Here is a 24,936-nt window from a genome sequence, read left to right as displayed (position 1 = left end):
ACAGAACTATGCGAAAAACAGCACAATGAGGAAAATACCTTTGCAGGAATTGCACAGATGAAAGGTTTTAATCAGATCAATATTCAGGCGTTACGGCTGTATGTCGCCGTACTGGATCAGGGCAGCTTCTCTGAAGTGGCGCGCCGGGAAGCGATGTCGCCGTCAACCGTATCGCGGGTGATTTCACAACTGGAACAGGCGTTACAGACGCAGCTTTTGTACCGAAATACGCGTGCCGTCAGTCCGACAGAATCGGGCAAACTGCTGGCAGAACATGCGCGTCAGGTACTGGCTCAGCTGGATCTCGCCGCGCTGGATTTACAGGAACAGGACAGCGAACCCGGCGGACTGATCCGCATCAATGCTCCCGTAGTGTTTGGCCAGCGCCACCTTGCGCCGTGGCTGCATGAGCTCAACGCACGATATCCGCGCCTGAATATTGAACTGATGCAAACCGATGATTTCATCGACCCGTTACAGGACAGCGTGGATTTGCTGATCCGCATCGGCGTGATGACAGATTCCACCCTGCAGGCGCGTACGCTCGGCCACCAGAATTTCCGCCTTGCCGCGAGTCCGGCGTATCTTGCCCGCGCAGGAACGCCGAAAACGCCGGACGATTTAATCAGTCACAGTTGTCTGGTTTTCAAAGGATTTGCCGGTTCGCAGCGCTGGTATTTCCGTCAGCCTGAACAGGAATGGCGCTCGCTAAACCTGCGGGGATCACTGACCAGTAATAATGCAGAAACCCTGACACAGGCGGGGATCGACGCCATGGGGCTGGTTGTATTTCCTACCTGGCTGATAGGCGATGCATTGCGGGACGGTCGTCTGGTCAGCGTGCTTGAAGACTATCAGGTATCGACGTCGCCGGAGCCGCAAACCATATCGGCGCTGTACCCGAACAGCCGACGCCCTTCGATCAAAGTACGGGCGGTGATTGATTTTCTGGTGGAGAAGTTTGGGAGTCCGGCATACTGGGAAAGGTAAACATATCCGTCTTCTGAGTTGCCATTAATACCCCCTCCCCGCCTCCCCCTTCGCAGGGGGAGGAGTAAAACCCGATCGGTTATATCCCATGCGAAGGAAGATGAGTAAAACCCGATCGGCTATATCCCATGCAAGGGGCTCGATCGGCTCCCTCCCCTGCGAAGGGGAGGGTTGGGGTGGGGTATTAATGACAAAAACAATGCTGAAGCTTGCGCTTCACCCAATATCAGGAATTCAGTTCCATCCCCACATGCGCAATCCCATCTTCATCATAAATCTCCGTATACGCCACAAACCCCAGACGGCCGTAGAACCCCTGCAAATGCGCCTGCGCGGAAATCGCGACGCGCGCGTCCGGCCAGTGTTTCTGGCAGGAAATCAGCGCCTGTTCCATCAGCTGATATCCCAGTTTCAGGCCACGCGCGGAAGGGGCAACAATCACCCGTCCGATTGCCACCTCATCATCGGAACGCAGAATACGCGCATAGGCGGCTATTTTACCGTCCAGCCAGGCGATGATATGACGATTTTCACCGGTCAGATCCTGCCCGTCGATGTCCTGATATACGCAGGTTTGCTCGACCACAAACACTTCGCTGCGCAATGCCAGAATGGCGTAAAGCTGTGCTGTGTTGAGTTCGCTGTGATGGTAATCCTGCCAGTGAAGCGATGATGATCCGGTCATGAGTAAGAACCCTGCCTTTTCTGAAAGCCCAAAAAAAAGAGATATTCCTGAGAATATCTCTTTTTAACACACGTTTTACAGCCAATTTATCAGGCAGATTTCTTCAGCGGTGTCGTGCGAACCGGTGCATCGCCTGCGGTGTAATACTCTGCGGTACTGCGCGGTAACGGCTGACGCCCGCGGATTTTATCGGCAATCTTTTCTGCGATCATAATCGTCGTCGCGTTCAGGTTGCCGGTAATTATCTGCGGCATGATGGAGGCATCCACCACGCGCAGGCTTTCTACACCGTGAACGCGCCCTTCTCCGTCCACCACCGCCATCTCATCGGTACCCATTTTGCAGGAGCACGAAGGATGGAACGCCGTTTCGGCGTGCTCGCGGATAAACGCATCCAGTTCTTCATCAGTCTGTACGTTTTCACCCGGACTGATTTCACGACCACGGTAAGGATCCAGCGCTGGCTGATTCATGATTTCACGCGTGATGCGGATAGCGTCGCGGAACTCGTGCCAGTCCTGCTCGGTTGCCATGTAATTAAACAGGATGCTCGGATGCTGGCGCGGATCTTTCGATTTCACCTGCACGCGGCCACGGCTTGGCGAACGCATGGAACCCACGTGCGCCTGAAAACCATGCTCTTTCACCGCGTTGCTGCCGTTGTAGTTAATCGCCACCGGCAGGAAGTGATACTGAATATTCGGCCAGGCAAACTCTTCGCGGCTGCGGATAAAACCACCCGCTTCGAACTGATTGCTCGCGCCGACACCGGTACCTTTAAACAACCATTCTGCGCCAATCGCGGGCTGGTTATGCATCTGCAAGGCCGGGTATAAAGACACCGGCTGGGTGCAGCTGTATTGCAGGTACATCTCCAGATGATCCTGCAGATTCTCGCCGACGCCCGGCAAATCATGAACCAGCGGAATCTCCAGACGGTTGAGCAGCTCCGCTGCGCCGACACCCGAACGTTGCAGAATTTGCGGTGACGCAATCGCGCCGCTGCACAGCAACACTTCACGTTTCGCTTTCGCCGTTTTAGCGTTGTAGTCGTCACCGTGGAAATAGCTGACGCCCGTGGCACGCTTGCCTTCAAACAGAATTCTGTCGGTCAGCGCGTGGGTCACGATGGTCAGATTGGCTCGCGGTTTGGCCTGATCCAGATACCCGCGCGCAGTACTTGCACGACGGCCTTTCGGTGTCACGGTTCTGTCCATCGGACCAAAACCTTCCTGCTGATAACCGTTCAGGTCGTCGGTACGCGGATACCCTGCCTGCACACCGGCTTCAATCATCGCGTGGAATAGCGGATTATTACCTTTTTTCGGCGTCGCCACACTGACCGGTCCGTCGCCACCGTGAAAATCATTCGGACCGATATCGCGGGTTTCGGCTTTGCGGAAATACGGCAGGCAGTCCAGATAACTCCAGTCTTCCAGACCCGGCGCTTTCGCCCAGTTATCGAAATCCATCGCATTACCGCGGATGTAACACATACCGTTAATCAGCGAAGAACCGCCCAGACCTTTACCACGCCCGCATTCCATACGGCGGTTATTCATGTGCGGTTCCGGGTCGGTTTCATACGCCCAGTTGTAACGACGCCCCTGTAACGGGAAAGCCAACGCAGCAGGCATCTGTGTGCGGAAATCCAGACGATAATCCGGGCCGCCCGCTTCCAGCAGCAACACGCTGACGTTGCTGTCTTCGGTCAGCCGGGTGGCGAGAACGTTGCCGGCAGAACCGGCACCAATAATGATGTAATCGTAATCCATTAAAATCTCCTCTGTCGCGGCGGATTAAAAGACTGAGCTGAATTCGCCCAGTTCTACCTGCACGGATTTGATTTGGGTGTAATGCTCAAGCGTGGTGACGCCGTTTTCACGACCAACGCCGGAGTGCTTATAACCGCCGACCGGCATTTCTGCCGCCGATTCGCCCCACGTATTGACCCAGCAAATCCCGGCTTCGAGTTTGTGAATAACACGATGCGCACGGTTAAGATCCTGCGTCACCAGCCCGGCAGCCAGGCCGTATTCGGTATCGTTGGCGCGGCGGATCACTTCCTCTTCACTTTCATAGGTCAGAATGCTCATCACCGGTCCGAAGATTTCTTCGCGGACAATCAGCATGTCATCGCGGCAGTCGGTAAATACTGTCGGGGCGACATAAGCGCCTTTCGCGTATTCGCCGGAAGTCACGCGTTCGCCGCCGGTCAGTAACGTCGCGCCCTCACGCTTGCCGCTGTCGATGTAACGCAGCACGGATTCCATGTGTGCGAAGCTGACCAGCGGACCGAAGTTGACGTTTTCGTCTGTCGGATCGCCCAGACGGATACGCTTCACGCGTTCCAGAACTTTAGCTTCAAACGCTTTGTGCAGTGCTTTTGGCACAAACACGCGGGTGCCGTTGGTACACACCTGGCCGGAGCTGTAGAAGTTCGCCATCATGGCGATGTCAGCCGCTTTATCGAGATCAGCGTCTTCAAAGATGATCAGCGGAGATTTGCCGCCCAGTTCCATTGTCACTTCTTTCAGCGTGGAGGCCGACGCGCTGGCCATGACTTTCTTGCCAGTTTTGACGCCACCGGTGAACGAGACTTTGGCGATATCCGGATGATCGGTTAGCGCCTGGCCGACGCTGGCCGCGCCGGTGACTACGCTGAACACGCCGTCCGGCACGCCCGCTTCGGTGTAGATTTCCGCCAGTTTCAGTGCGGTCAGCGAGGTGTTTTCGCTCGGTTTGAACACCATCGCGTTTCCTGCCGCCAGCGCAGGTGCGGATTTCCACAGCGCAATCTGAATCGGGTAGTTCCATGCGCCGATACCCGCGACAACGCCCAGCGGCTCGCGGCGGGTATACACGAAGGAAGAATCGCGCAGCGGAATTTGCTGGCCTTCGATAGCAGGGATCAGCCCGGCGTAATATTCCAGCACATCCGCGCCGGTGACGATATCCACCGCCAGCGTTTCCGACAGCGGTTTGCCGGTATCGGCGGTTTCGATAGCCGCCAGCTCGTCGTTGCGTTCACGCAGAATATCCACGGCGCGACGCAGAATACGTGCTCGGCTCATGGCGGTCATCGCCGCCCAGACTTTCTGGCCTTTCTGCGCGGATTTCACCGCCAGATCGACATCGGCGTGCGTGGCGGATGGCAGCGTGGCAATCACGTCGCCATTGGCCGGGTTCACTGCATCGAAGGTTTCATCACCGGTACTGTCCTGAAAACGCCCGTTGATATAAAGTTTTTGCGTGCCGTAGCGGGACATAAATCTCTCCTCGGTCTGTGCGGTCTGAAGGTTTTCTGCCTGGCTCATGTGAGCTGCGATTCGATGTGGCGGCGGGTGATTTGCATCGCCTCGGCGCGGTTAAATTCTTTACCGCTAAGTGCGCCGCGCAGCCACAGGCCGTCAATCAGTGCGGCGGTGCTTTGTGCCGCCAGACGTGCCTCACTTTTGGGCAGAAAACGTCTGAATTCAGAACATAAGTTTGAATAGAGCCGGCGGCTGTTGACCTGTTGCAGACGGTACAACTGCGGGTGATGCATGCTGCTCGCCCAGAAGGCCAGCCAGGTTTTCATCGCCGCGCTGTTGGTCTGACTGTCGTCAAAATTGGCTTCTGCAATCGCATGCAGTCGCGCCGTCGGTGCAGTATCCGTCAGCTGCGCTAACCGCAACTGCACCCCTTCCCCCAAATGACTGAGCAAATAACGCATGGTCGCTTCCAGCAGCCCATTCTTGTCACGAAAGTAGTGACTGATGATGCCGTTGGAGACGCCTGCACGGCGTGCGATCTGCGAAATCGACGCATCGTGCATCCCGACTTCGTTGACCGCCGCCAGGGTTGCCTCAATCAATTGCTGCCTTCTTATCGGCTGCATTCCTACTTTGGGCATGGTTCCGGCTCCTGAAAATGAGCGGGTTGAAACGCGCTTAAAAACCGTTTTTTTACGCTTTCGTACAACCTTGTTAACGCTCTTACGCCACCTATTTAACTTTTTTTTGATTGAACGTTCAATTAAAAATGCATATATTTTATTACCAATACGTTAGTAATTTGTATGAATTTTGGAGTTGGTAAGAAGCCAATTTATTGAAAAACAGTGATTAATTAGTAAGACAGGGGAAAAAATGGCAATTGCCGATACGACAGATAAAAAGAGCGAAAAACCTCGCGACCAGCTCAACAAGGTGGTGTTCTTCACCTCCGCAGGTTTAATTTTAGCCTTCACATTAATGACCATTTTCTTCACCGAGTTATCGGGAAAATGGATCAGCCTGACCCTCAACTGGGTGTCTGCCACATTTGGCTGGTATTACATGCTGGCGGCGACGCTGTACATCGTGTTTGTAGTGTTCATAGCCTGCTCGCGCTTCGGCTCGATCAAACTGGGCCCTGAACAATCCAAACCCGAATTCAGCATGATGAGCTGGGCGGCCATGTTATTTGCCGCCGGGATCGGCATCGACCTGATGTTTTTCTCGGTCGCCGAACCGGTGACGCAGTACATGCTGCCGCCTGAAGGTAACGGCCAGACGCTGGAAGCCGCACGACAGGCAATGACCTGGACGCTGTTCCACTACGGCCTGACCGGCTGGGCAATGTATGCGCTGATGGGGATCGCGCTGGGCTATTTCAGCTACCGCTATAACCTGCCGCTGACCATCCGTTCGGCGCTGTACCCGATTTTCGGCAAACGCATCAACGGCCCGATCGGTCACAGCGTGGATATTGCCGCCGTCGTCGGCACCATTTTTGGTATCGCGACAACGCTCGGTATTGGCGTGGTGCAGCTCAATTACGGGCTGAAAGTGCTGTTCCATATTCCGGAAAACCTGACCGTTCAGGCCGCCCTGATCCTGCTTTCGGTGATCATGGCGACGGTGTCGGTCACGTCTGGCGTGAACAAAGGCATCCGAATTCTGTCGGAACTCAACGTGCTGCTGGCGCTGGGGCTGATCCTGTTCCTGCTGTTCTTTGGCAATACCGAATTCCTGCTCAATGCGCTGGTGCTCAACATCGGCGATTACATCAACCGCTTTATGGGCATGACGCTCAATACCTTTGCGTTTGATCGCCCGACGGAATGGATGAACAGCTGGACTCTGTTCTTCTGGGCATGGTGGGTGGCCTGGTCGCCGTTTGTTGGCCTGTTCCTGGCGCGTATTTCACGCGGGCGCACCATCCGTCAGTTCGTGCTCGGCACGCTGATCATTCCGTTTGTCTTCACCCTGTTGTGGCTGTCGATTTTCGGTAACAGTGCGCTGTATCAGATCCTGCACGGCAATCTGGATTTCGCCAACGAAGTGATTGCGCATCCTGAGCGCGGCGTTTACAGCCTGCTGGCGCAGTATCCCGGTTTTACGCTGAGTGCTTCTGTCGCCACCATCACCGGCCTGCTGTTTTATGTCACCTCGGCGGATTCCGGTTCACTGGTGCTGGGTAACTTCACCTCAAAACTGGCGGACATTAATAACGATGCGCCGAACTGGCTGCGGATTTTCTGGTCAGTCACCATCGGCGTGCTGACGCTGGGGATGCTGATGACCGACGGCGTTTCCGCGCTGCAAAACACCACGGTGATTATGGGGCTGCCGTTCAGCTTTGTGATTTTCTTCATCATGGCCGGATTATATAAATCGCTGCGGCTGGAAGATTACCGCCGCGCCAGCACCCAGCAGAATCTGGCGCCGATGCCTTCAACCAGCGACGCGGCGCTGAACTGGAAACAGCGTCTGTCACGGGTGATGAACTATCCGGGCACGCGCCATACACAGAAAATGATGGATACCGTCTGCCGTCCGGCGATGCAGGAAGTGGCGCAGGAACTGGAACTGCGCGGGGCGAAAGTGACGTTCAGCGAACATGAGCCACAGGAAGACGAGAAAATCGGGCCGCTGGAATTGCAGGTGGCGCTGGGCGAAGAGCAGAACTTTGTGTATCAGATCTGGCCGGTGCGTTATGCCGTCCCTGCCTTTACCTATCGCGCACGTGCCGGTAAATCGAATTATTACCGTCTGGAAACCTTCCTGCTGGAAGGTACGCAGGGCAATGACCTGATGGACTTCACTAAACATCAGGTAATCAATGACATTCTGGATCAGTACGAACGTCATCTGAACTTCCTGCACATTAACCGCGAAGCGCCGGGGAATACCCTGACCTTCCCGGAACAGCCGGCCTGATCACGTAAAGCTGATAACAGCGACCTCACAAAAAACCCGCGTAATGCGGGTTTTTTTATGTCCGGAAACGTGCGCTTAACGTAAAAATGGCAGGACTTTTTCCAGCAGCAGTTCCGGCTGTTCTTCGGCGATGTAATGCCCGCAAGGCAGCGCCTCACCCTGCACGTTTTCTGCCACCTTTTCCCACTCCGCCAGCGGCGCAAAACATTTCCCCACCGTGCCCTGTTCCCCCCACAGAACCAAAAGCGGACACTTCACTTTGCGGCCTGCATTCACATCCGCTTCGTCGTGTTGCAGATCGATACCCGCCGACGCGCGGTAGTCCTCGCAAATCCCGCGTGCCGTGCCATCCAGTTGCAGACAACGCAAATAATCTGCGTAAGCTTCTTCGGTGAAAGGCTGCATACCGGCGCTGCGGCTGCCCATTACGCTGCGCAGATAGAGGTCGGCATCAGCCATGATTAATACTTCCGGCAGCGGTGCCGGGCGGATCAGGAAAAACCAGTGCCAGTAAGCGCGGGCGAATGTTTCAGTCGTCTGGCGATACATGGAAAGCGTCGGAGCGATATCCATCAGCACCAGCCGCTTCACCGCCTGCGGATGATCCAGCGCCAGCCGGTGCGCCACACGGGCACCGCGATCGTGAGCGACCACGCTGAACTGATTAAAACCGAGCGCGGCCATCAGCTCAAACTGATCCTGTGCCATTTCGCGCTTGCTGTAGTTCAGATGCTCCGCGTCCGGCCCCGGTTTACCGCTGTCGCCATAGCCGCGTAAATCGGCAAGTACGACGGTGAACTGAGACGTCAGATAAGGGGCGACTTTATGCCAGATTGCCTGAGTCTGCGGGTGCCCGTGCAGCAATAACAGTGGTTCGCCCTGACCGGCAATGCGGCAGGCAATTTCGGTGCCGTTAACGGCCATCCGCCTTTGGGTAAAATGTTCAAACATGGGTTTTCTCCTTTTTTACCCATCTTAGTCGCTGATGAACCGGCAACAAGGCCGCAAGTGGAGACTGCCGCTTCACGGATCGTGTTTTAACGCTCCACACTCAGCCCGTTGCCCGATACGCGTGAGTTTGCGACGCTGACGTTATCCACTTCGTTTATCAGGGCAATGCAATGAAGCCAAGAACGCTATACGAAAAACATATCGACAGCCACACCGTGCGTACGCTCGACGATACAGGCCACGTGTTGCTCTACATCGACCGGCAGGTGATTAACGAATACACCAGCCCGCAGGCCTTCAGCGGATTGCGTGAAACAGGCCGCCGTGTATGGCGTCCGGAAACGTCGCTGGCGGTGGTCGATCACGTCAACCCGACGGCACCCTTACGTACCCGTCAGATGCCGGACGCCGGTGGCGCACGCCAGGTTTCCTATCTGGCAGAAAACTGCGAAGAATTTGGCATTGAGCTGTTTGATATTCTCGACAGCCGTCAGGGTATTGAACACGTTGTCGCCCCCGAGCAGGGCTTTATTTTGCCGGGGATGGTGATTGCCGCAGGCGACAGCCACACCACCACGTACGGCGCATTAGGCGCGTTCGGGTTTGGTATCGGCACCTCGGAAATTGAACATCTTCTGGCAACCCAGACGCTGGTCTACAAACGCCTGAAAACCCTGCGGGTCACCGTTAACGGTACGCTCGCCAGAGGCATGACCGCCAAAGACGTGGTGATGGCGCTGGTGGCAAAAATCGGTGCGGCGGGAGCCACCGGTTACGCCATTGAATTCTGCGGCGAAGTCATTGACGCACTGAGCGTGGAAGGCCGTATGACGATGTGCAATATGGCGGTTGAAGCCGGTGCCCGCGGGGCATTTATGGCACCTGACGACAAAGTTTTTGATTACCTGAAAGACAAACCGCGTGCGCCGAAAGGCCCGCAATGGTCGGCAGCGGTGAATGTCTGGCGTGAGTTACACAGCGATGCGGACGCCGTTTTCGACCGCGAAGTTGAATTGAGCGCCGCAGAAATCGCGCCGATGGTGAGCTGGGGAACCAGCCCGGATCAGGCGCTGGCAATCAGCGGCCAGGTGCCGGATCCGCTGGCAGAATCCGATGCCTCGCGCCGCAAGGATTTACAGCGTGCGTTGCAATACATGGGGCTGCGCGCCGGTCAGCCGCTGAACAGCATCAGCATAAGTCATGCCTTTATCGGATCCTGCACTAACGCACGCATCGAAGATTTACGCGCTGCCGCCGAAGTGGTTCGTGGAAAAACCGTCTCCCCCAGCGTTCGTGCGATGATCGTACCCGGTTCCAGTCAGGTTCGCGCGCAGGCCGAGCAGGAAGGTCTGGCGGAGATCTTCACCCGCGCAGGTTTTGAATGGCGTCAGTCGGGCTGCTCGATGTGTCTGGCGATGAACGATGATGTGCTTTCGCCGGGCGACCGCTGTGCCTCCAGCACCAACCGTAATTTCGAAGGCCGCCAGGGCGCGGGAGCGCGTACCCATCTGATGAGCCCGGCAATGGTAGCTGCTGCGGCAATTTCCGGTCATCTGACCGATATCCGGGAACTGGAAGGAGAAAACAATGCAGGCTTTTAACGTACTAATCGGCGTAGCTGCGCCGTTACCCGCCGCGAATGTCGATACCGATGTGATCATGCCGAAGCAATTTTTAAAAGGCATCGACCGCAACGGGTTAGATCACGGGGTATTTTTCGATTTGCGTTTTCTGGCGGACGGTTCTCCGGATCCGGCGTTTATCCTCAATCAGCCTGACTGGCAGAATGCCAGATTCCTGCTGGTCGGGCCGAACTTCGGTTGCGGCTCCAGTCGCGAACATGCGGTATGGGGATTAAAACAGCTGGGGATCCGTGCCTTGATCGGCACGACGTTTGCGGGGATTTTTTTCGATAACTGCCAGCGTAACGGCGTACTGACGGTACAGCTGAGTCCTGAACAGTGGCAACAGGTCGCACAGGAAGTGACCCTCGCGGCCAGCAACGAAATCACCGTCGATTTGCCACAGCAGAAGATTGTTTTGCATAACGGCAACGTGATTGATTTTGCCATTGATGAGCTGAGCAAACTCTCTTTGCTTAACGGATTAGATGCTGTCGGTAATACGCTGCGGTACAGCGAGGACATTCGTCAGTTTCAGCATTCACATCTGCAAAAAAATCCGTGGCTGGCCTGAGCCACAGATATCTGATGTGCCCTCTAAAAACGGCGCCAGGTCAGTAACTGACTGAACCGCTGCTGAAGGAATTCGACGCAAACCCGCAGCTTGGCAGAATCCGCAAGGCGTGTCGGGTAAACCGCCCACACGCTGGCGGGTTCCGAATAGTCTGGCAATATTTGAACCAGTTCACCGCGTTCGATATAAGGACGTACGTCCCACTCTGAACGCAGGATAATGCCGTGATCTTTCAGTGCCCATTGCAGAACCACTTCGCCGCTGTTCGATGAAAGCGGCCCTTTTACACGGGCGCGAACCTCTTTGTCTCTGGCGGTGAGAGTCCAGATGCCAAAGGGGTTATCGCGCTCTTTTAATACCAGACACTGATGCTGCGCCAGCGCATCCGTTGACTCCGGCACGCCATGCGCGGCCAGATATGCCGGAGACGCACACAAAATACGCTGATGCTGCGCCAGCTTTTTACCGATGTGCTGCTCGGGAATATCGTCACCGACAAGAATTTCCAAATCGATTCCGTCGGCGACCAGATCCACTACCCGGTCGAATAAATCCAGCCGCAGATTTAGCAGCGGATACTGTTCCGCCAGTTCAGCCACCGCAGGTGCAACGTGACAACGCCCGAAACCGAACGAGCTGCAAATATGCACATTGCCCCGCGGTTCAGTGCGGGAGTCTGACAGGTCACCGATAAACTGATCGAAGTTATCCAGAATTTGCAGTGCCCAGCGGCGGGCTCTTTCACCCTCGTCGGTTAAGCGCACCCCCCGTGTGGAACGGTGCAGCAGACGGGCATTCAGCGACTCTTCAAGGATCTGGATCCGCTTGCTGACATAGGCCGGAGACTGACCGAGTTCAGTGGCGGCGGCGGCAAAACTTTGTTTATTCACCACCGCCAGAAACACCCGTAAATCTTCTGCCAGCGGCAGACGATCGCGTTCACTTGTCATAGTGATTACCCGCAGACAGGCATGTTGAGCTTTTCCACCCGGTGTACGTCAGTGCTTTTCACCCCGGCGTTAGCCAGTTTTTCTTCCGCCTCGTCGAGGTCTTCCTCATCGATTTCCAGCGATTCCTGATCCTGCCCTTCACAAGGGGTCAGCGCCAGTTCCACCAGGATCGGGAAATGGTCTGAGCCCATAAACCCAAGACGCTGAAGACCGACCAGCGTGAAATCTTTGCTATGGAAAACGTGATCCAGCGGCCAGCGCAGGAACGGATAGCTGGCGTGGAAAGTATTGAACATACCCCGGCCACGGCGCGGGTCGAGCAGGCCGCTGACTTTCATAAACAGGCGCGTGGTGCGCGACCATGCCACATCATTCAGGTCGCCGGTGACAATCGTTGGATAGGTCGCTTTCGCCGCCGTATGACCGACAGCAACCAGCTCGCCATCGCGGTCAGTGGATTCGTCGGCTTCCGTCGGGCTGGGCGGCATCGGGTGCAGGCAGTGCATCACCACCTGTTCGCCGGAAGGCAGTTCGGCGCGGAAATGCATCGACGGGATGTCGTCTGCCACCAGAAATTGAATTTTTGCCGAATGCATCGGCAGACGGGAATAGACGTGCATTCCGTAGAGATTATCCAGCGGGCAACGCAGGCTGTGCGGGTAATCCGCGTCCAGCACCGCCATCTGATCTTCCCACCACTGATCTGTTTCCAGCAAAACCAGAATATCCGGCTGATGCTCGCGGATTTGTGCAATCAGCGCACCGGCCTTGCGGTTGGTGGTCAATACATTGCTGTTCATGATTTTGATACGTGAATGACTGCCGGAGACGGTTTTCTTCACCTGCACCCGGTAAAAGGGGGTGTAAGGCAAAATCCACCAGCTCTGATAGGCCATACAAGCCACCGTTAAAATAATGATTGTGGTGGAAATTCCGTCGCTTAACGGCATGATCATCAGCTCGGTCAGCAGAAATAGCAGACACAACGTCGCCATCTGCAAACGCGGGAAATCCCAGACCCGTACCCACCAGCGCTGATTGCGGGAAAAAGGCAGCAGCGTCAGCAAGGTCATGATGACCGTCAGGACACAAAGGGTAATTCGAAAAGCATGCATCGGTTATCGACCCTGATAAAAAATAGCAGAAGAGAAACTCTCAATACCTTGTTAACCGATTGTGACTTAAAAAACGGAGGGCGACCAGAAGGATGTCACCGCCCTTTCCATTGTTCCGAAAAAGGCGGCATTTTTAGCGGTAATTATTTTGCAGCGGCGGCCTGATCAGGCACATGACACCAGTTATGTTGCTCGACAATCCCGCCATTTGGCGAGGTGTAACCGATACAACCCAGAAGGGTGTCGTACAGTTTTTCATGGAAAGCCGGTTTCTTTTCAGCGGCCATTTTCTGCAACTGTTCGAAGCCCGCTTTGTTCTGATCGTTTGACAGGAATTTGTCTGACGCCCAGACCATGATCGGCACAGTACGTTGCTCAATCGGCGCATGATCGCGTGGTGTGCCGTGGAAATGCATACTTTTGGAAATCGACTCACCGTGATCGGAGGCATAAAACACAATCGCATTCTTGTCGCGCAGCTGATCAAACACCTGCGACAGGAAATAGTCGGTATACAACAGCGAGTTGTCGTAAGCGTTGATCATCTCTTCCGTAGAACAGGAATCATCAATACCCATGCATTCCGGTTTATATTTGGCGAAAGAACGCGGATAACGGTCGGAGTAAAGATAATGCGAGCCTTTGGTATGCAGAATAATCAGGTGCTTACCCTGCGGATGATTGCTCATCGAATCTTTCATTTCGTTGATGAGCAGCATGTCATCCACCGGCTTACCGGCATTGCGCTTCTCAGAGGCAATGTTTTCACGCAGTGAATAATCGTCAGCGCGGGTTTTATTGTAGAACCACGCTTCGCTTTGCATGGAATAAAGCTCAGAGCTCCAGCCATTGCTTTTCAGAACGGAAAACACGTTAGCTTCTTTCAGGGTACGCTGCGGTTCTTCAGAGGCTCCGCCCTCACGCACAAACATGCAGCGCAGGGAAAGTTTGGTGGCGGTATCGCAGGAATATCCCTGTAACGCGACCAGGTTTTTCTCTTTGTCGAGATTCGGCGTGTTGTCACGGTCGTAGCCGTACAGCCCCATATGGTCACGACGCGCACTTTCGCCGATCACAAACACCACATACATATCTTTGGCATCAGCCGGTGCGGTGTAAGTGAAATGTTTGGCCGGATCGAACAGGTTTTTGTTGTCTTCGGCTTTGCTGTAGCTGCTGTAGGTGTATAAACCCAGCGCGGAAAGCCAGTTCGACGGTGAATACGTACCGGCAACCACGCCGCCATAACTCGCCATCATGCGGTTATTAACGATGTCGTGACGATCCTGCACTTTGCCCATCAGACGCAGCGGCATATAACAAATCAGCCCGGAAACCGCGAGCAGCACGGTTCTCACCGCCAGCTTTTTAAAAGTGGTTTGTCTGAGCGCCGCACCCGGCATTTTGCTCAGCCACAGCAGCAGGACCGGGATCAGGCTGACCAGAACCGTCCAGGCGATGAAGTGCGTTCCGACAGATTCTTTCGATAAATCAATCGAGTCCGATGCCAGCGCCGCCGCCAAAATACCGTAACCGATATCGACGTTGAACAGGATCATGTAATAGCTGGCGGCAGCGGAGGAAATAACAATGGCCGTCATCAGCACACGGAAAACGGTTTTTCCGGTATAAGACAGCAACATACAAAGGAAGTAGACCAGCGCGAAACAGGCGATCGCTTCAACAGCAATGGACAACGCATTGTCATAATGCAGCTGCTCGAAACGACGGAAGAAGATCGGAAGGTTCAGTAAAATCCCAAGATAAAGTGCAATGAACAAAGAGATGCTCTGTTGCGAAAGTGTTCGTAATTTATGCATTAGAAATAAATGGCTCTTTTGTGAGTCTGTTTACGTCGTAAAGACCGCTCGTACCGGAGGATGGAACCTGCTCCTTAGGAAAATTCAGACCCCGGAACGCCTATAATCGTTCAAAGTCATTGGTGACTTCCAATGTGATAATGTTACAAAATTAACGAATTGCTTATGTTTCAAAGCCATAGAAATGTGGGTTTCATACTTTTCCGACTCATTTTTTGAAATCTGTTGAGCAATTATTAAGAATCTTTGTGACCCGCATCAGGAAAGGACAGCGTGAAGCGCGTCTCTCCCTGCGCTGAACTTTCAACACTGACACTGCCCTGATGCAACGCCATAATGGCCTGAACAATCGATAAACCGAGCCCGCTGGAACTGCCACCTTCACTGCGTGACGCATCCGCACGATAGAAACGGTCGAAAAGTTTTCCGAGCTTATCTGCCGGTATCGGATCGCCCTGACTGATAACGTGAATATCCATGCCTTTAGCATGAGGTTCGGCGCGCAACACCACTTCGGTTCCTTCACGGCCATAACGCACCGCATTAGCCACCAGATTGCTCAGCGCACGCTGGAACAAAATAGCATCTGCGTGTAATACACCGCGCCCCTCGCCGTGCAGGGTCATTTCCCGCTCTTCTGCCAGCCCTTCAAAATATTCCTGGATACGCGTAATTTCTGATGAAACATCAATACTGGTTATGGTGAGAACCGACCGCGCATCCGAAGCACGCGCCAGGAACAGGATGTTTTCGACCATCCGCGAGATGCGTTCCAGCTCTTCCATATTATTAGCCAGCAGCGTTTCATATTCCTCAACCGTGCGTGGCTGATACAACGCCACCTGACAATGCCCCATCAGCGCGCCCACCGGCGTGCGGATTTCATGGGCCAGATCAGCGGAAAACTGCGTCAGGCGCTGATAACCTTCCGCCAGCCTTTCCAGCATATCGTTGAAAGAAAGGATGAGTTGCTGTAATTCCTGCGGCGCTTTGTCGGTACTCAGGCGCGTCGATAAGCTGGCCGGATGGATTTGCGTCGCTTCCCGCGCCATATTGCGCAGCGGCCTCAAACCACGACGGATGACCAGATAACCCAGCGCGGCAATCAGCACATACGAAAACAAGACTGCGCCGATAATTTCCCAGCGGAAGGTTTCTAACAGGCGCGATTCTTCGGTCATGAAATGGCCTGCGGTAATTTCTACCGTGCGTCCGTCCTGAATTTTTACCGCAGCACGGGCAAAACGCACCGGCGTGCCATCTGGCGCTTTTTGCCCGTGAACCGTTTTCAGCGTCAGCGGCTGGCCTTCGGGTACCGCTGCAAACGGCGGTAAAACAAGGTGTGAAGGATTGACGTTGATTAACGGCGGCTCGCCGGAAAGGCTGAAGGTCAGAATATCGCGCTCATTGCCGAGCATATTTTCAAACAGGCCGGGATTGCGGCTCAGCTGTGACAGCGGGAATTCATTCGCCAGCAGATGGCGAAAATACTGCACGCGCCCGCTGACCTGATAATCCGCACGGCGCACCAGTTCTTTGTCCATCGAATAGTAGAGATAAAAGCCCACGGCACTGACCACCAGCGAGGCCAGCAGTGCAAAAAGTAATGTGGCGCGCAGCGTCAGCGACATGGCCCGTGCAGGGTTTTTAGCAGAGGTTAAATCAGTCATTGCGCACTTCACAGACGTAGCCGATGCCGCGCACGGTGTGGATCAGTTTCAGCTCAAAGGCACGGTCAACTTTGGCGCGCAGACGCTTAATGGCGACATCCACCACATTGGTGTCACTGTCGAAATTCATATCCCATACCTGCGAGGCGATCATGGTGCGCGACAGCACTTCGCCTTCGCGACGCATCAGCAGCTGCAACAACATGAATTCTTTATTGGTCAGCGCGATGGTCTGATCCTGACGGGTTACGCGACGGCGCAGCACATCAAGATGCAAGTCAGCGACCGAGTAAATATCCGGCTCACGCGCTGCCGGACGGCGCAGCAACGTGCGGATACGCAATACCAGTTCGGTAAAGGAAAACGGTTTGATCAGATAATCGTCGGCGCCCAGTTCCAGCCCATGAATGCGATCCTGCACTTCATCACGTGCGGTGAGAAACAGCACCGGCACGTCGCTTTTCTTGCGCAGAACTTCCATCACCTGCCAGCCGTCGAGGCCGGGCAGCATGACATCGAGGATCACCGTGTCATAGCCCTCTTCCAGCGCCAGAAACAGGCCATCGGCCCCGTTACGCGCCAGATCGACGCTGTAACCGGCTTCGGTCAGCCCTTTTTTCAGGTAATCGCCCGTACTGACATCGTCTTCAATCACCAGTATCCGCATTCAGGCCCTCAGCGCCGCAATACCATTCTCCCAAAGAATGATTCATGGGGAAGTTTATCAGTTTCGCCAGACACCTTTGATGACAATTTTGTCATCAATTTGTCATCAGCCAATCCCGGTTTATCGTCCACTCTTAAGGAAGCTATTCATCACTGGCAGGGTCAGTGATTCTTCTAACCAAATGAAATAACGCCGGAAACTGGAGAGTTAATAATGAATACCACCAAACGTCTTGCGGGTCTGTTACTGGGTTCACTGCTGATGAGCAGCACAATGGCATCGGCTTTTGCCGCCGATAACGTGATCAAACCAACACGCGGAACCATTGATTCTGTTAATGACTCATCAGTACAAATCACCACCCGTCAGGGCGAAAAGCTCGACGTTAAGCTGACGGATAAAACCCGAATCAATTCCGTCACCAAAGGCCAGATCAGCGATATCAAAGCCGACAGCTTCATCGGTACGGCGGCAGTACCTCAGGCCAACGGCACACTGAAAGCGCTGGAAGTTCACGTATTTGCGCCAAGCCTGCGCGGCAGCGGCGAAGGTTTCAATCCGTTTGAATCGCCGGACGGCAAAATCAACACCATGACCAACGGCACCGTCGGCAAACTGGTTAACAGCAATGGCCGCACGCTGACCGTGAAATACCATGATGCAGAGAAAACCGTTGTCGTTCCTGACGATGTACCGGTCGTTCTGCTGGCACCGGGTGACCGCAGCCTGCTGAAACCGGGCACCAAAGTCGTGCTGTTCGCGATGAAAGATGACAAAGGTTCCCTGGTTGCACGCGGCATTTCTGCGGGCAAAGACGGCGTTACGCCACCAATGTAATCCGGCCTGACGGCCTTACCGGACAACAGGAGTTTTTCCGTGAAACCTCAGCCCTCTCCACTTCGCAAACGCAGGGTGCATTCCTGGCCGGTGCGCATTTGTCACTGGATTAATCTGCTGGCAATGATCGGCATGGTAATGAGCGGCTGGGGGATTTATAACGCCGACCCGATTTTCTCGTTTACCTTTCCCCAGAGCACGACCCTCGGCGGCTGGCTGGGCGGCAACATCGCCTGGCATCTGGCAGTCATGTGGCTTCTGGCGGCCAATGCCCTTTTCTATGTGCTGTGGGGCATGTTCAGCGGCCATTTCCGCCGCGACTTTTACCCCTTTTCGCCGCGCTCCGTCTGGCGCGATACCGTTCGTGCGCTGACATTCAAACTCCCCCACAAACTCGGGCAGTACAATGCCGTGCAAAAACTGATGTACAGCGGCGTGCTGTTGCTCGGCCTATTGCTTTTGCTTTCCGGTTTGTCCATCTGGAAACCGGTGCAGTTCAGCGGTCTGGTGTGGTTGTTTGGCGGTTTTGATATCGCGCGTTATGTGCATTTTTTTGCGATGAGCGGCGTGATGCTGTTCGTCATTATTCACGTACTGATGGTTCTGCTGGTGCCAAAAACCTTCGTGGCGATGCTGACCGGCGGCAAAAAAATAAGTACGGAGGAAAGCGCCGATGAGTGATAAATCACGCCGGCCAAAAATTATTCTTGAGCCCGATCAGCGCAAGCAACTGGTCAATATTCAGCGCCGCATGTTATTGCGTGGAGGTCTCACGCTGGGCGCGGTATCGATGCTCACCGGCTGTAATCTGCAGGACGGTGACGAGGTCGATAAAGTGCTGTGGGCGATGTCACGCTGGAATGACCGCGTGCAAGGCTGGCTGTTCAGCGGGCAAAAACTGGCGCAAACCTATCGCGCTGACCAGATCACCACGCCGTTTCGCTTTAATGCTTATTATCCGGAATATAACGTGCCGGAAATCGACATTCCCAATTACCGGCTTGAAGTCTCAGGTCTGGTGCAAAAGAAAGCCTCGTGGACGCTGGAACAGTTACAGCGACTGCCGCAGGAAAGTCAGATCACCCGTCTGATTTGCATTGAAGGCTGGAGCGCAATTGGTCAGTGGAAAGGCGTGCCGCTGAAAACGTTTTTACAGCACATCGGCGCAGATCTGACCGCTAAATACGTCGGATTCAAATGTGACGACCGCTATTATTCCAGTATCGATATGGCGACGGCGCTGCATCCGCAAACCATTCTGGCGCTGGATTTCGGCGGCAAACCGCTACCGCCGGATTTCGGTTACCCGTTACGCCTGAGAATGCCTACCAAGCTCGGCTTCAAAAACGCCAAACACATTGGCGCGATCTTCGTGACCAACGAATATCCCGGCGGCTACTGGGAAGATCAGGGATATAACTGGTACAGCGGGATTTGAGTTGCCCGCTAACCCCCCTCCCCGCCTCCCCCACGTAAGCGGCAAAGGTGCAAATAACGCTCCCGTCTCCACTACCCGCTGAAAAAAGTCATAAAAAAAACCGCTCAGTTGAGCGGTTTTTGTTTTCGCGGGTGTGTAACGACGAAGCGTTACGCAGGGCGAAGAATTAGAAGCTGTAACCCACGCCTGCGATCCAGGTACCAACATCAACACTGCGGATGCGGGACTGTTCGTAGGACACGTCCAGAGCAACGTTCTGGATTGGGTTGAACTGCAGACCTGCACCGTAAGAGAAGCCGTAATCGCTTGAATCGTATTTTTCACGGCTAGTAGATGCTGCGGATTCGTTGTACTGAGTTTTACCGTAACCCACACCTACAACACCGTAGATGGAAGCCCAGTCATTCAGACGGTAAGCTGGACCAGCAGTCAGACCGTAGTACTGTGCTTTACGGTAGTCACCAGATGCCGGTGTGCTGTCATCTTCGATGTAGGTGAAAGAACCGATAACGCCCAGTGGGTTGCTATCTTGTTCCCAGCGGTATTTTAAGTTGAAGCCGTTTGCTTTGTTAGCAACGCCTTGCATATCACCCTGAGCATAACCAGCGGTAACGGTGCTGGTGTCAGCGAATGCGCTTGATGCGCCCAGTGCAACTACACAAGCTAATGCGGAAAGACATGCGATTTTTTTCATCATAACCACCTCAAATAAGAAACCAAAGTAACCTTCACGTTCCAAAATATAACAAAAACTAGTGTGAAACTCTGCCTCATTTAAGATGTCCAAAGCATCATATGGTGTAACAGGAAGTTTCCAGCACACCCTATCCATATAATTTAATTGGGATTTTCGTCACATAAACTATAAGATAAACTTATTGAACTTTTTGAAATTAGCAGATAATTCCTAATTATCTGGGCAAAAAATGGACACTTTTCAGGCGTTTTTTCGCTTCTTTTAAAAAAACACGTTCTGAAAAAAACTTTTTATCAGGATTTTTTCTCTTCCGCTTTCCCTCTACACTGACCTTGCTTTACCTTTCTTTTCAAAACTATAAATCTAAAAGATTCTGAATTTATGGAATCACCTCAAAAGGCTCAAAGGATGACTCATTCAGGAAAGAACACGCCGGAAACGCAGACAACTCTGCCGCCTGCGACAAATAACAACAGCCCCCCGATCCCGGCGTTGCCTAAAAAAGCGTCTCCCCTGGTGGCGATCCTGTTGCTGCTGATCGCCATGCTGTCATTACAGGGCGGCGCGTCACTGGCCAAAACGTTGTTCCCGGTAGTCGGGCCGCAAGGTGTCACCGCGCTGCGACTGGGTATCGGCTCGATTCTGTTGCTGCTCTATTTCCGTCCGTGGCGCCTGAAAATGCGCGGCGGCAATCTGCGTTCACTGCTGATGTATGGTCTGGCACTGGGCTGCATGAATTACTCCTTTTATCTGGCACTGCGCACCGTGCCGCTGGGCATTGCCGTTGCACTGGAATTTACCGGCCCGCTGGCCGTAGCGATGTTTTCTTCACGCAGACCCGTCGATTTTATCTGGGTCGTGCTGGCCGTCACCGGATTGCTGTTCCTGCTGCCGCTCGGCCAGAGCGCGGGCGGTGTTGATCTCAAAGGCGCGTGTTTTGCGCTGATTGCGGGTGCGTGCTGGGCGATTTATATTCTTGCCGGACAACGAGCTGGCAGCAGCTACGGCCCCGGCACTGCCGCGATGGGCTCGCTGATTGCCGCACTGATCTTCTTCCCTGTCGGTGTTATCCAGGCGAAGACCTCGATATTCAGCTGGGAGATCCTGCCGCTGGGCCTGCTGATCGCCCTGCTTACGTCAGCTATTCCTTATTCACTGGAAATGATGGCGCTGACCAAACTGCCCGCTAAAACTTTCGGCACGCTGATGAGCATGGAACCGGCGATGGCCGCGCTTTCCGGCATTATCTTCCTCGGCGAGTTCCTGACGGGAACACAGTGGCTTGGGCTCGCAGCGATTATCGCGGCATCGGCAGGTTCGACGCTGACGATTCAGCGTAAAACAAAAATAGAAACGGTCGATATCGCCGGGAATAATCCTTCCGGTAAATAGCCTTTCGGCAAATAGCCCTGCGTTTTTCTGTCAAAAAGCCACGTTCCTCCGACGTGGCTTTTTCTTTTCCGTTTGTTCCTTTCTGTTTATTCTTTTCTATCAATGCATTGCAAATTACTTTCATTAATTTCGATTTTTTATCGTTTTTCCTGCATCCAAAAGCGGGGGTCCGTTCGTATGTATAGATGTGAGGCAAGACCTTACCTACTCAACGACAAAGGACACCATCATGAAAACATTACTCCGTACCGCTATCTGTGCATCTCTTCTTCTGAGCACCGCGTCAATGGCTGCAATGATGTCCCAAAGCACCACCATGGTCGGTGGCGCTGAAATGTATCCTTCTAAAAATATCGTAGAAAACGCCCTGAACTCGAAAGACCACACCACTCTGGTCGCCGCCGTGAAAGCGGCGGGTCTGGTGGATACGTTGCAGGGTAAAGGTCCGTTCACTGTGTTTGCGCCGACCAACGCCGCTTTCGCTAAACTGCCAGCCGGGACTGTCGACAATCTGGTGAAACCGGAAAACAAAGCCACGCTGACCAGCATCCTGACCTACCACGTGGTGGCGGGTAAGTATGAAATGAAAGATCTGGAAAAACTGCTGAAAAAAGGTAACGGCACTGCGGAACTGAAAACCGTCAACGGCCAGCCACTGTGGATCATGAATAATGGCCCGCACAATATTCAGCTGAAAGATGGCAAAGGGAATATCGCCAATATCAGTACTTATGACGTCCAGCAGAAGAACGGTGTGATCGACGTCATTGATACCGTCCTGATGCCAAAATAATACCGACTATACTGAGGGCATGATTTCTTTATGAAACAGCACTTCAGTAAGTCAGGACGGGCGAATGCATGACAATTTTTTAGTTAAGCCAACACCAGAGAAAGCACAGGAAGTACAGCGTGAACTGATGAGCGCCATGGCCGTTGGCGACCGACAGGCATTTGAGCAATTGTACCGTCTGACGTCCCCCCGGCTGTTTGCCGTCGCGCTGAGAATGCTGCGCCGGCATGCCTGGGCAGAAGAAGTGTTGCATGACAGCTATATCACCGCGTGGAACCGTGCCGGGTCGTATAATCCGGCGCTGAGTTCCCCGATGACCTGGCTCACCCATATTGTCCGTAACCGCGCTATCGACTGGATGCGCGGGAGCGACAACCAGTTAGAAGAACTGGATGACAACGTGGGAGAAAACGATGCCAGCGACCACGATGAACCCTTACAACGGTTGCAGCAGGACAGCGAAGCCAAAATACTGGCCGACTGTCTCGCGCACCTTCCCGCCGAACAAAGACAAAGCCTGACTCTTGCCTATTATCAGGGCCTGTCACACGGTGAGGTCTCATCGCATTTACAACAACCTCTGGGGACGATTAAAAGCTGGATCCGTCGCGCCCTGGATCACTTAAAGAGCTGCGCAGGCCTATGAAAAGCAGAAGCCATTATCATGCTGCCCTCGCGGCTGAATATGCGCTCGGCACCTTACGCGGCGCAGCACGGATTCAGTTCGAGCAAAAAATGCGGGAAGAACCTGAACTGGCGGCTGAAGTCGCCCGCTGGCAGGAAGCTTTCACACAACTGGATAATCAGATTGTCCCGGTCATTCCGCCCGCTTCGGTGTGGAAACGCATTCAGCACAACCTTGCACTGCAACCGGTCAGATTACCGGTTCCCGCTAAAAGACCGGTACGCGCTTATCTTGGCTGGGCGCTGGCCGCCGGGCTTGCGGCGCTGTTACTCATCCCGCGCCTTCTGGTGCAACCTGAAACGCCGACACCGGTGGCTGTTCTCGCCAGCAGTGCCGGTGCGCAGAACGGGCAATGGGTGGTGAGCGTGGATATGAGTACCCGCAGCCTGATGCTGACGCCGCTTAAGGCGCAAGGTATCGCCGACAACCATAGCCTGGAACTGTGGGCCATTCCGCCGGGCGGCAAACCCCGCTCGCTCGGTCTGCTGAATACACAACAACCGACACAACTGGCACTGGCGGAAAAGATGCCTGATCCGGGTTATACGCTGGCAATCAGTCTGGAACCGCGCGGAGGCTCACCGACCGGACAACCGACAGGTGCAGTGCTGTACAGCGGTGCTCTGGCACTTTGATTCACTGCGATACCCTGCGATCGACGTTATGAAATATAAAACGGCAGGCTTTTCCTGCCGTTATGTTTTCAAAATAATAATTTATGCCAGCAACTATTTTCAGTGCATAAATCGTTTTCAGTGAATAAATGACGGCTTCCGTTGAGACCAGAGCCAGTATATATATCCCCACACGTCAGCTTACATTTAATAATATCTGACCGCTGTAATGAAAATTATTATCACTGGCATTTAATGATTTTCGCACTAATATTTTATCTGTTCAGGAGGATTCCTATCCACCTTATAAATCAGTGTGATAAGGTGGTTCCTCAAATACGGAATTGTCTATTAGACAGATGCTATCGAAGCGATAGGAAATGCTGTCCTGCAAAATTTCGATTTATTGCTATACTGAATGCAGTTGAGAAACACGTTTGTAGCAATTAATTTTAATGAAACAAGGAGATATGAATATGAGTACCGCTAAACTGGTCAAAACGAAATCTTCTGAGCTTATTTATACACGCAACGATTTAGATGAAAGCGTCAAGCTTGACACTATCAAGGTGCTGAACCGTCTGGTGGCCGAATATATTGATCTGTCACTGATTATCAAACAAGCACACTGGAACATGCGTGGCGCTAACTTCATCGCCGTCCACGAAATGCTTGATGGATTCCGTACTGCAGTTATCGATCACCAGGACACCATCGCAGAACGTGTGGTGCAGTTAGGTGGCGTGGCGCTGGGTACCGTTCAGGTTGTTAACGATAAAACTCCGCTGAAAAGCTACCCGACCAACATCCATACCGTGCAGGAACATCTGAAAGCGCTGGCGGATCGTTTCGCCGTTGTCGCTAACGATACCCGCAAGGCGATTGGTGAAGTTGAAGATGAAGACACCGCAGATATTTTCACCGCCGCATCGCGCGACCTGGATAAATTCCTGTGGTTCATCGAATCAAATATCGAGTAATCAGAATCAGATAGTCATTATCGGGTGAATGTTGCCCGATACCGCAGAATCAGGCTGCGGAAATCTGAGTGATTAATGCGAAAGGCCAGTGACGAAAGTCGCTGGCTTTTTTATGTCCGCTATCAAGCCCCGCTCCCCCTCTTGTGAAAATTTGACTTAAAACCCGCCTCAGCCAGTAACTTTGCATCAGAATTTAATAATACCCCTGATGAATAGTTACAATTTCAACTAAATCTGCAACTTAAGTCAATGGAACCGGTTTCAATATCTC

General features: G+C 53.5%; 23 protein-coding genes. 12 read left to right on the top strand and 11 right to left on the bottom strand.

The genetic code is table 11. The features are described 5' to 3' along the window. Window positions 1-57 precede the first annotated feature (57 nt). Window positions 58-990, top strand: coding sequence for a LysR substrate-binding domain-containing protein (locus ACJY2G_RS08365; RefSeq protein ID WP_439291637.1), 933 nt, complete (start codon window positions 58-60; stop codon window positions 988-990). A gap of 226 nt (window positions 991-1,216) precedes the next feature. On the opposite strand, the gene ACJY2G_RS08360 is transcribed toward ACJY2G_RS08365, so the two are convergent. From ACJY2G_RS08360 to betI, 4 genes are all read right to left on the bottom strand, one after another. Then, window positions 1,217-1,675: a GNAT family N-acetyltransferase gene (locus ACJY2G_RS08360; RefSeq protein WP_120163929.1), complete on the bottom strand. Its 459-nt coding sequence runs from the start codon at window positions 1,673-1,675 to the stop codon at window positions 1,217-1,219. An 89-nt stretch (window positions 1,676-1,764) separates the two neighbouring features. Further along, window positions 1,765-3,450 carry a choline dehydrogenase gene (gene betA / locus ACJY2G_RS08355; protein ID WP_112289405.1) on the bottom strand — a complete coding sequence of 562 codons (1,686 nt, stop codon included), beginning with the start codon at window positions 3,448-3,450 and terminating at the stop codon, window positions 1,765-1,767. A 24-nt stretch (window positions 3,451-3,474) separates the two neighbouring features. Continuing rightward, window positions 3,475-4,944 carry a betaine-aldehyde dehydrogenase gene (gene betB, locus ACJY2G_RS08350; protein ID WP_112289406.1) on the bottom strand — a complete coding sequence of 490 codons (1,470 nt, stop codon included), beginning with the start codon at window positions 4,942-4,944 and terminating at the stop codon, window positions 3,475-3,477. Window positions 4,945-4,988: 44 nt separating this feature from the next. Then, the gene (gene betI / locus ACJY2G_RS08345) at window positions 4,989-5,570 is read right to left on the bottom strand and encodes a transcriptional regulator BetI (protein ID WP_112289407.1); all 582 of its coding nucleotides are present in this window, start codon (window positions 5,568-5,570) and stop codon (window positions 4,989-4,991) included. A gap of 235 nt (window positions 5,571-5,805) precedes the next feature. On the opposite strand from betI, the gene ACJY2G_RS08340 reads away from it, so the two are divergent. Further along, window positions 5,806-7,860: a choline transporter gene (locus tag ACJY2G_RS08340; RefSeq protein WP_439291636.1), complete on the top strand. Its 2,055-nt coding sequence runs from the start codon at window positions 5,806-5,808 to the stop codon at window positions 7,858-7,860. Between the two features lie 75 nt (window positions 7,861-7,935). Here ACJY2G_RS08340 and ACJY2G_RS08335 read toward each other — a convergent pair whose 3' ends face one another. Further along, window positions 7,936-8,811, bottom strand: a complete 876-nt coding sequence (locus ACJY2G_RS08335) for an alpha/beta fold hydrolase (RefSeq protein WP_439291635.1) — start codon at window positions 8,809-8,811, stop codon at window positions 7,936-7,938. Between the two features lie 170 nt (window positions 8,812-8,981). On the opposite strand from ACJY2G_RS08335, the gene leuC reads away from it, so the two are divergent. Together leuC and leuD are read left to right on the top strand one after the other, a co-directional pair. Further along, window positions 8,982-10,412 (top strand): 3-isopropylmalate dehydratase large subunit, encoded by a 1,431-nt coding sequence (gene leuC / locus ACJY2G_RS08330; protein ID WP_439291634.1) that lies wholly within the window; start codon window positions 8,982-8,984, stop codon window positions 10,410-10,412. Beyond that, window positions 10,399-11,007, top strand: a complete 609-nt coding sequence (gene leuD / locus ACJY2G_RS08325; RefSeq protein WP_439291633.1) for a 3-isopropylmalate dehydratase small subunit — start codon at window positions 10,399-10,401, stop codon at window positions 11,005-11,007. Before leuC ends, leuD begins: the two co-directional genes overlap by 14 nt. Window positions 11,008-11,030: 23 nt before the next feature. Here leuD and ACJY2G_RS08320 read toward each other — a convergent pair whose 3' ends face one another. The 5 genes from ACJY2G_RS08320 to ACJY2G_RS08300 form a co-directional block, all read right to left on the bottom strand. Then, window positions 11,031-11,957 carry a LysR substrate-binding domain-containing protein gene (locus ACJY2G_RS08320; RefSeq protein ID WP_439291632.1) on the bottom strand — a complete coding sequence of 309 codons (927 nt, stop codon included), beginning with the start codon at window positions 11,955-11,957 and terminating at the stop codon, window positions 11,031-11,033. Window positions 11,958-11,962: 5 nt separating this feature from the next. After that, on the bottom strand, window positions 11,963-13,072 hold the full coding sequence (locus ACJY2G_RS08315; RefSeq protein ID WP_439291631.1) for an endonuclease/exonuclease/phosphatase family protein: 1,110 nt from the start codon (window positions 13,070-13,072) through the stop codon (window positions 11,963-11,965). Between the two features lie 143 nt (window positions 13,073-13,215). Beyond that, window positions 13,216-14,892, bottom strand: a complete 1,677-nt coding sequence (gene eptB / locus ACJY2G_RS08310; RefSeq protein ID WP_439291630.1) for a kdo(2)-lipid A phosphoethanolamine 7''-transferase — start codon at window positions 14,890-14,892, stop codon at window positions 13,216-13,218. A gap of 236 nt (window positions 14,893-15,128) precedes the next feature. Beyond that, window positions 15,129-16,562, bottom strand: coding sequence for a heavy metal sensor histidine kinase (locus ACJY2G_RS08305; protein WP_439291629.1), 1,434 nt, complete (start codon window positions 16,560-16,562; stop codon window positions 15,129-15,131). Further along, window positions 16,555-17,229: a heavy metal response regulator transcription factor gene (locus ACJY2G_RS08300; protein WP_120163935.1), complete on the bottom strand. Its 675-nt coding sequence runs from the start codon at window positions 17,227-17,229 to the stop codon at window positions 16,555-16,557. Before ACJY2G_RS08300 ends, ACJY2G_RS08305 begins: the two co-directional genes overlap by 8 nt. A gap of 213 nt (window positions 17,230-17,442) precedes the next feature. Between ACJY2G_RS08300 and ACJY2G_RS08295 the strand changes: the two genes are divergently transcribed. From ACJY2G_RS08295 to ACJY2G_RS08285, 3 genes are read left to right on the top strand one after another with little or no spacing between them, the layout of a single operon-like run. Continuing rightward, window positions 17,443-18,066 (top strand): hypothetical protein, encoded by a 624-nt coding sequence (locus tag ACJY2G_RS08295; protein WP_112289412.1) that lies wholly within the window; start codon window positions 17,443-17,445, stop codon window positions 18,064-18,066. A gap of 39 nt (window positions 18,067-18,105) precedes the next feature. After that, entirely contained in the window at window positions 18,106-18,747 is a 642-nt protein-coding gene (locus tag ACJY2G_RS08290) for a cytochrome b/b6 domain-containing protein (RefSeq protein ID WP_439291628.1), read from the top strand. Beyond that, window positions 18,740-19,504 (top strand): molybdopterin-dependent oxidoreductase, encoded by a 765-nt coding sequence (locus tag ACJY2G_RS08285; protein ID WP_112289414.1) that lies wholly within the window; start codon window positions 18,740-18,742, stop codon window positions 19,502-19,504. The genes ACJY2G_RS08290 and ACJY2G_RS08285 overlap by 8 nt, the downstream gene beginning before the upstream one ends. A 166-nt stretch (window positions 19,505-19,670) precedes the next feature. On the opposite strand, the gene ompX is transcribed toward ACJY2G_RS08285, so the two are convergent. Next, on the bottom strand, window positions 19,671-20,198 hold the full coding sequence (gene ompX, locus ACJY2G_RS08280; RefSeq protein ID WP_112289432.1) for an outer membrane protein OmpX: 528 nt from the start codon (window positions 20,196-20,198) through the stop codon (window positions 19,671-19,673). Window positions 20,199-20,684: 486 nt separating this feature from the next. On the opposite strand from ompX, the gene rhtA reads away from it, so the two are divergent. The 5 genes from rhtA (at window position 20,685) to dps (ending at window position 24,665) form a co-directional block, all read left to right on the top strand. Continuing rightward, a complete protein-coding gene (gene rhtA / locus ACJY2G_RS08275) occupies window positions 20,685-21,593 on the top strand; it encodes a threonine/homoserine exporter RhtA (protein ID WP_369964440.1) in 909 nt (302 codons plus the stop codon). Between the two features lie 229 nt (window positions 21,594-21,822). Further along, window positions 21,823-22,386: a fasciclin domain-containing protein gene (locus ACJY2G_RS08270; protein WP_120164107.1), complete on the top strand. Its 564-nt coding sequence runs from the start codon at window positions 21,823-21,825 to the stop codon at window positions 22,384-22,386. A 64-nt stretch (window positions 22,387-22,450) separates the two neighbouring features. Further along, complete coding sequence (locus tag ACJY2G_RS08265) at window positions 22,451-23,032, top strand: sigma-70 family RNA polymerase sigma factor (RefSeq protein WP_120164106.1); 582 nt, start codon at window positions 22,451-22,453, stop codon at window positions 23,030-23,032. Further along, window positions 23,029-23,706 (top strand): anti-sigma factor, encoded by a 678-nt coding sequence (locus ACJY2G_RS08260; protein WP_439291627.1) that lies wholly within the window; start codon window positions 23,029-23,031, stop codon window positions 23,704-23,706. The genes ACJY2G_RS08265 and ACJY2G_RS08260 overlap by 4 nt, the downstream gene beginning before the upstream one ends. Window positions 23,707-24,161: 455 nt before the next feature. Continuing rightward, the gene (gene dps, locus ACJY2G_RS08255) at window positions 24,162-24,665 is read left to right on the top strand and encodes a DNA starvation/stationary phase protection protein Dps (RefSeq protein WP_112289418.1); all 504 of its coding nucleotides are present in this window, start codon (window positions 24,162-24,164) and stop codon (window positions 24,663-24,665) included. Window positions 24,666-24,936 lie beyond the last annotated feature (271 nt).

Source organism: Rahnella sp. ATs2 (assembly GCF_051851855.1).
Classification (GTDB): domain Bacteria; phylum Pseudomonadota; class Gammaproteobacteria; order Enterobacterales; family Enterobacteriaceae; genus Rahnella; species Rahnella variigena.
Note: the sequence above shows the minus strand (reverse complement) of the source record. Positions and strands in the feature narration are given on the sequence as shown.

Bases quoted from the DNA above. Each gene is read 5' to 3' on its own strand.
- ACJY2G_RS08365 (WP_439291637.1), top strand. From the start codon at position 58: ATGAAAGGTTTTAATCAGATCAATATTCAGGCGTTACGGCTGTATGTC.
- ACJY2G_RS08360 (WP_120163929.1), bottom strand. From the start codon at position 1,675: ATGACCGGATCATCATCGCTTCACTGGCAGGATTACCATCACAGCGAA.
- betA (WP_112289405.1), bottom strand. From the start codon at position 3,450: ATGGATTACGATTACATCATTATTGGTGCCGGTTCTGCCGGCAACGTT.
- betB (WP_112289406.1), bottom strand. From the start codon at position 4,944: ATGTCCCGCTACGGCACGCAAAAACTTTATATCAACGGGCGTTTTCAG.
- betI (WP_112289407.1), bottom strand. From the start codon at position 5,570: ATGCCCAAAGTAGGAATGCAGCCGATAAGAAGGCAGCAATTGATTGAG.
- ACJY2G_RS08340 (WP_439291636.1), top strand. From the start codon at position 5,806: ATGGCAATTGCCGATACGACAGATAAAAAGAGCGAAAAACCTCGCGAC.
- ACJY2G_RS08335 (WP_439291635.1), bottom strand. From the start codon at position 8,811: ATGTTTGAACATTTTACCCAAAGGCGGATGGCCGTTAACGGCACCGAA.
- leuC (WP_439291634.1), top strand. From the start codon at position 8,982: ATGAAGCCAAGAACGCTATACGAAAAACATATCGACAGCCACACCGTG.
- leuD (WP_439291633.1), top strand. From the start codon at position 10,399: ATGCAGGCTTTTAACGTACTAATCGGCGTAGCTGCGCCGTTACCCGCC.
- ACJY2G_RS08320 (WP_439291632.1), bottom strand. From the start codon at position 11,957: ATGACAAGTGAACGCGATCGTCTGCCGCTGGCAGAAGATTTACGGGTG.
- ACJY2G_RS08315 (WP_439291631.1), bottom strand. From the start codon at position 13,072: ATGCATGCTTTTCGAATTACCCTTTGTGTCCTGACGGTCATCATGACC.
- eptB (WP_439291630.1), bottom strand. From the start codon at position 14,892: ATGCATAAATTACGAACACTTTCGCAACAGAGCATCTCTTTGTTCATT.
- ACJY2G_RS08305 (WP_439291629.1), bottom strand. From the start codon at position 16,562: ATGACTGATTTAACCTCTGCTAAAAACCCTGCACGGGCCATGTCGCTG.
- ACJY2G_RS08300 (WP_120163935.1), bottom strand. From the start codon at position 17,229: ATGCGGATACTGGTGATTGAAGACGATGTCAGTACGGGCGATTACCTG.
- ACJY2G_RS08295 (WP_112289412.1), top strand. From the start codon at position 17,443: ATGAATACCACCAAACGTCTTGCGGGTCTGTTACTGGGTTCACTGCTG.
- ACJY2G_RS08285 (WP_112289414.1), top strand. From the start codon at position 18,740: ATGAGTGATAAATCACGCCGGCCAAAAATTATTCTTGAGCCCGATCAG.
- ompX (WP_112289432.1), bottom strand. From the start codon at position 20,198: ATGAAAAAAATCGCATGTCTTTCCGCATTAGCTTGTGTAGTTGCACTG.
- ACJY2G_RS08270 (WP_120164107.1), top strand. From the start codon at position 21,823: ATGAAAACATTACTCCGTACCGCTATCTGTGCATCTCTTCTTCTGAGC.
- ACJY2G_RS08265 (WP_120164106.1), top strand. From the start codon at position 22,451: ATGCATGACAATTTTTTAGTTAAGCCAACACCAGAGAAAGCACAGGAA.
- ACJY2G_RS08260 (WP_439291627.1), top strand. From the start codon at position 23,029: ATGAAAAGCAGAAGCCATTATCATGCTGCCCTCGCGGCTGAATATGCG.
- dps (WP_112289418.1), top strand. From the start codon at position 24,162: ATGAGTACCGCTAAACTGGTCAAAACGAAATCTTCTGAGCTTATTTAT.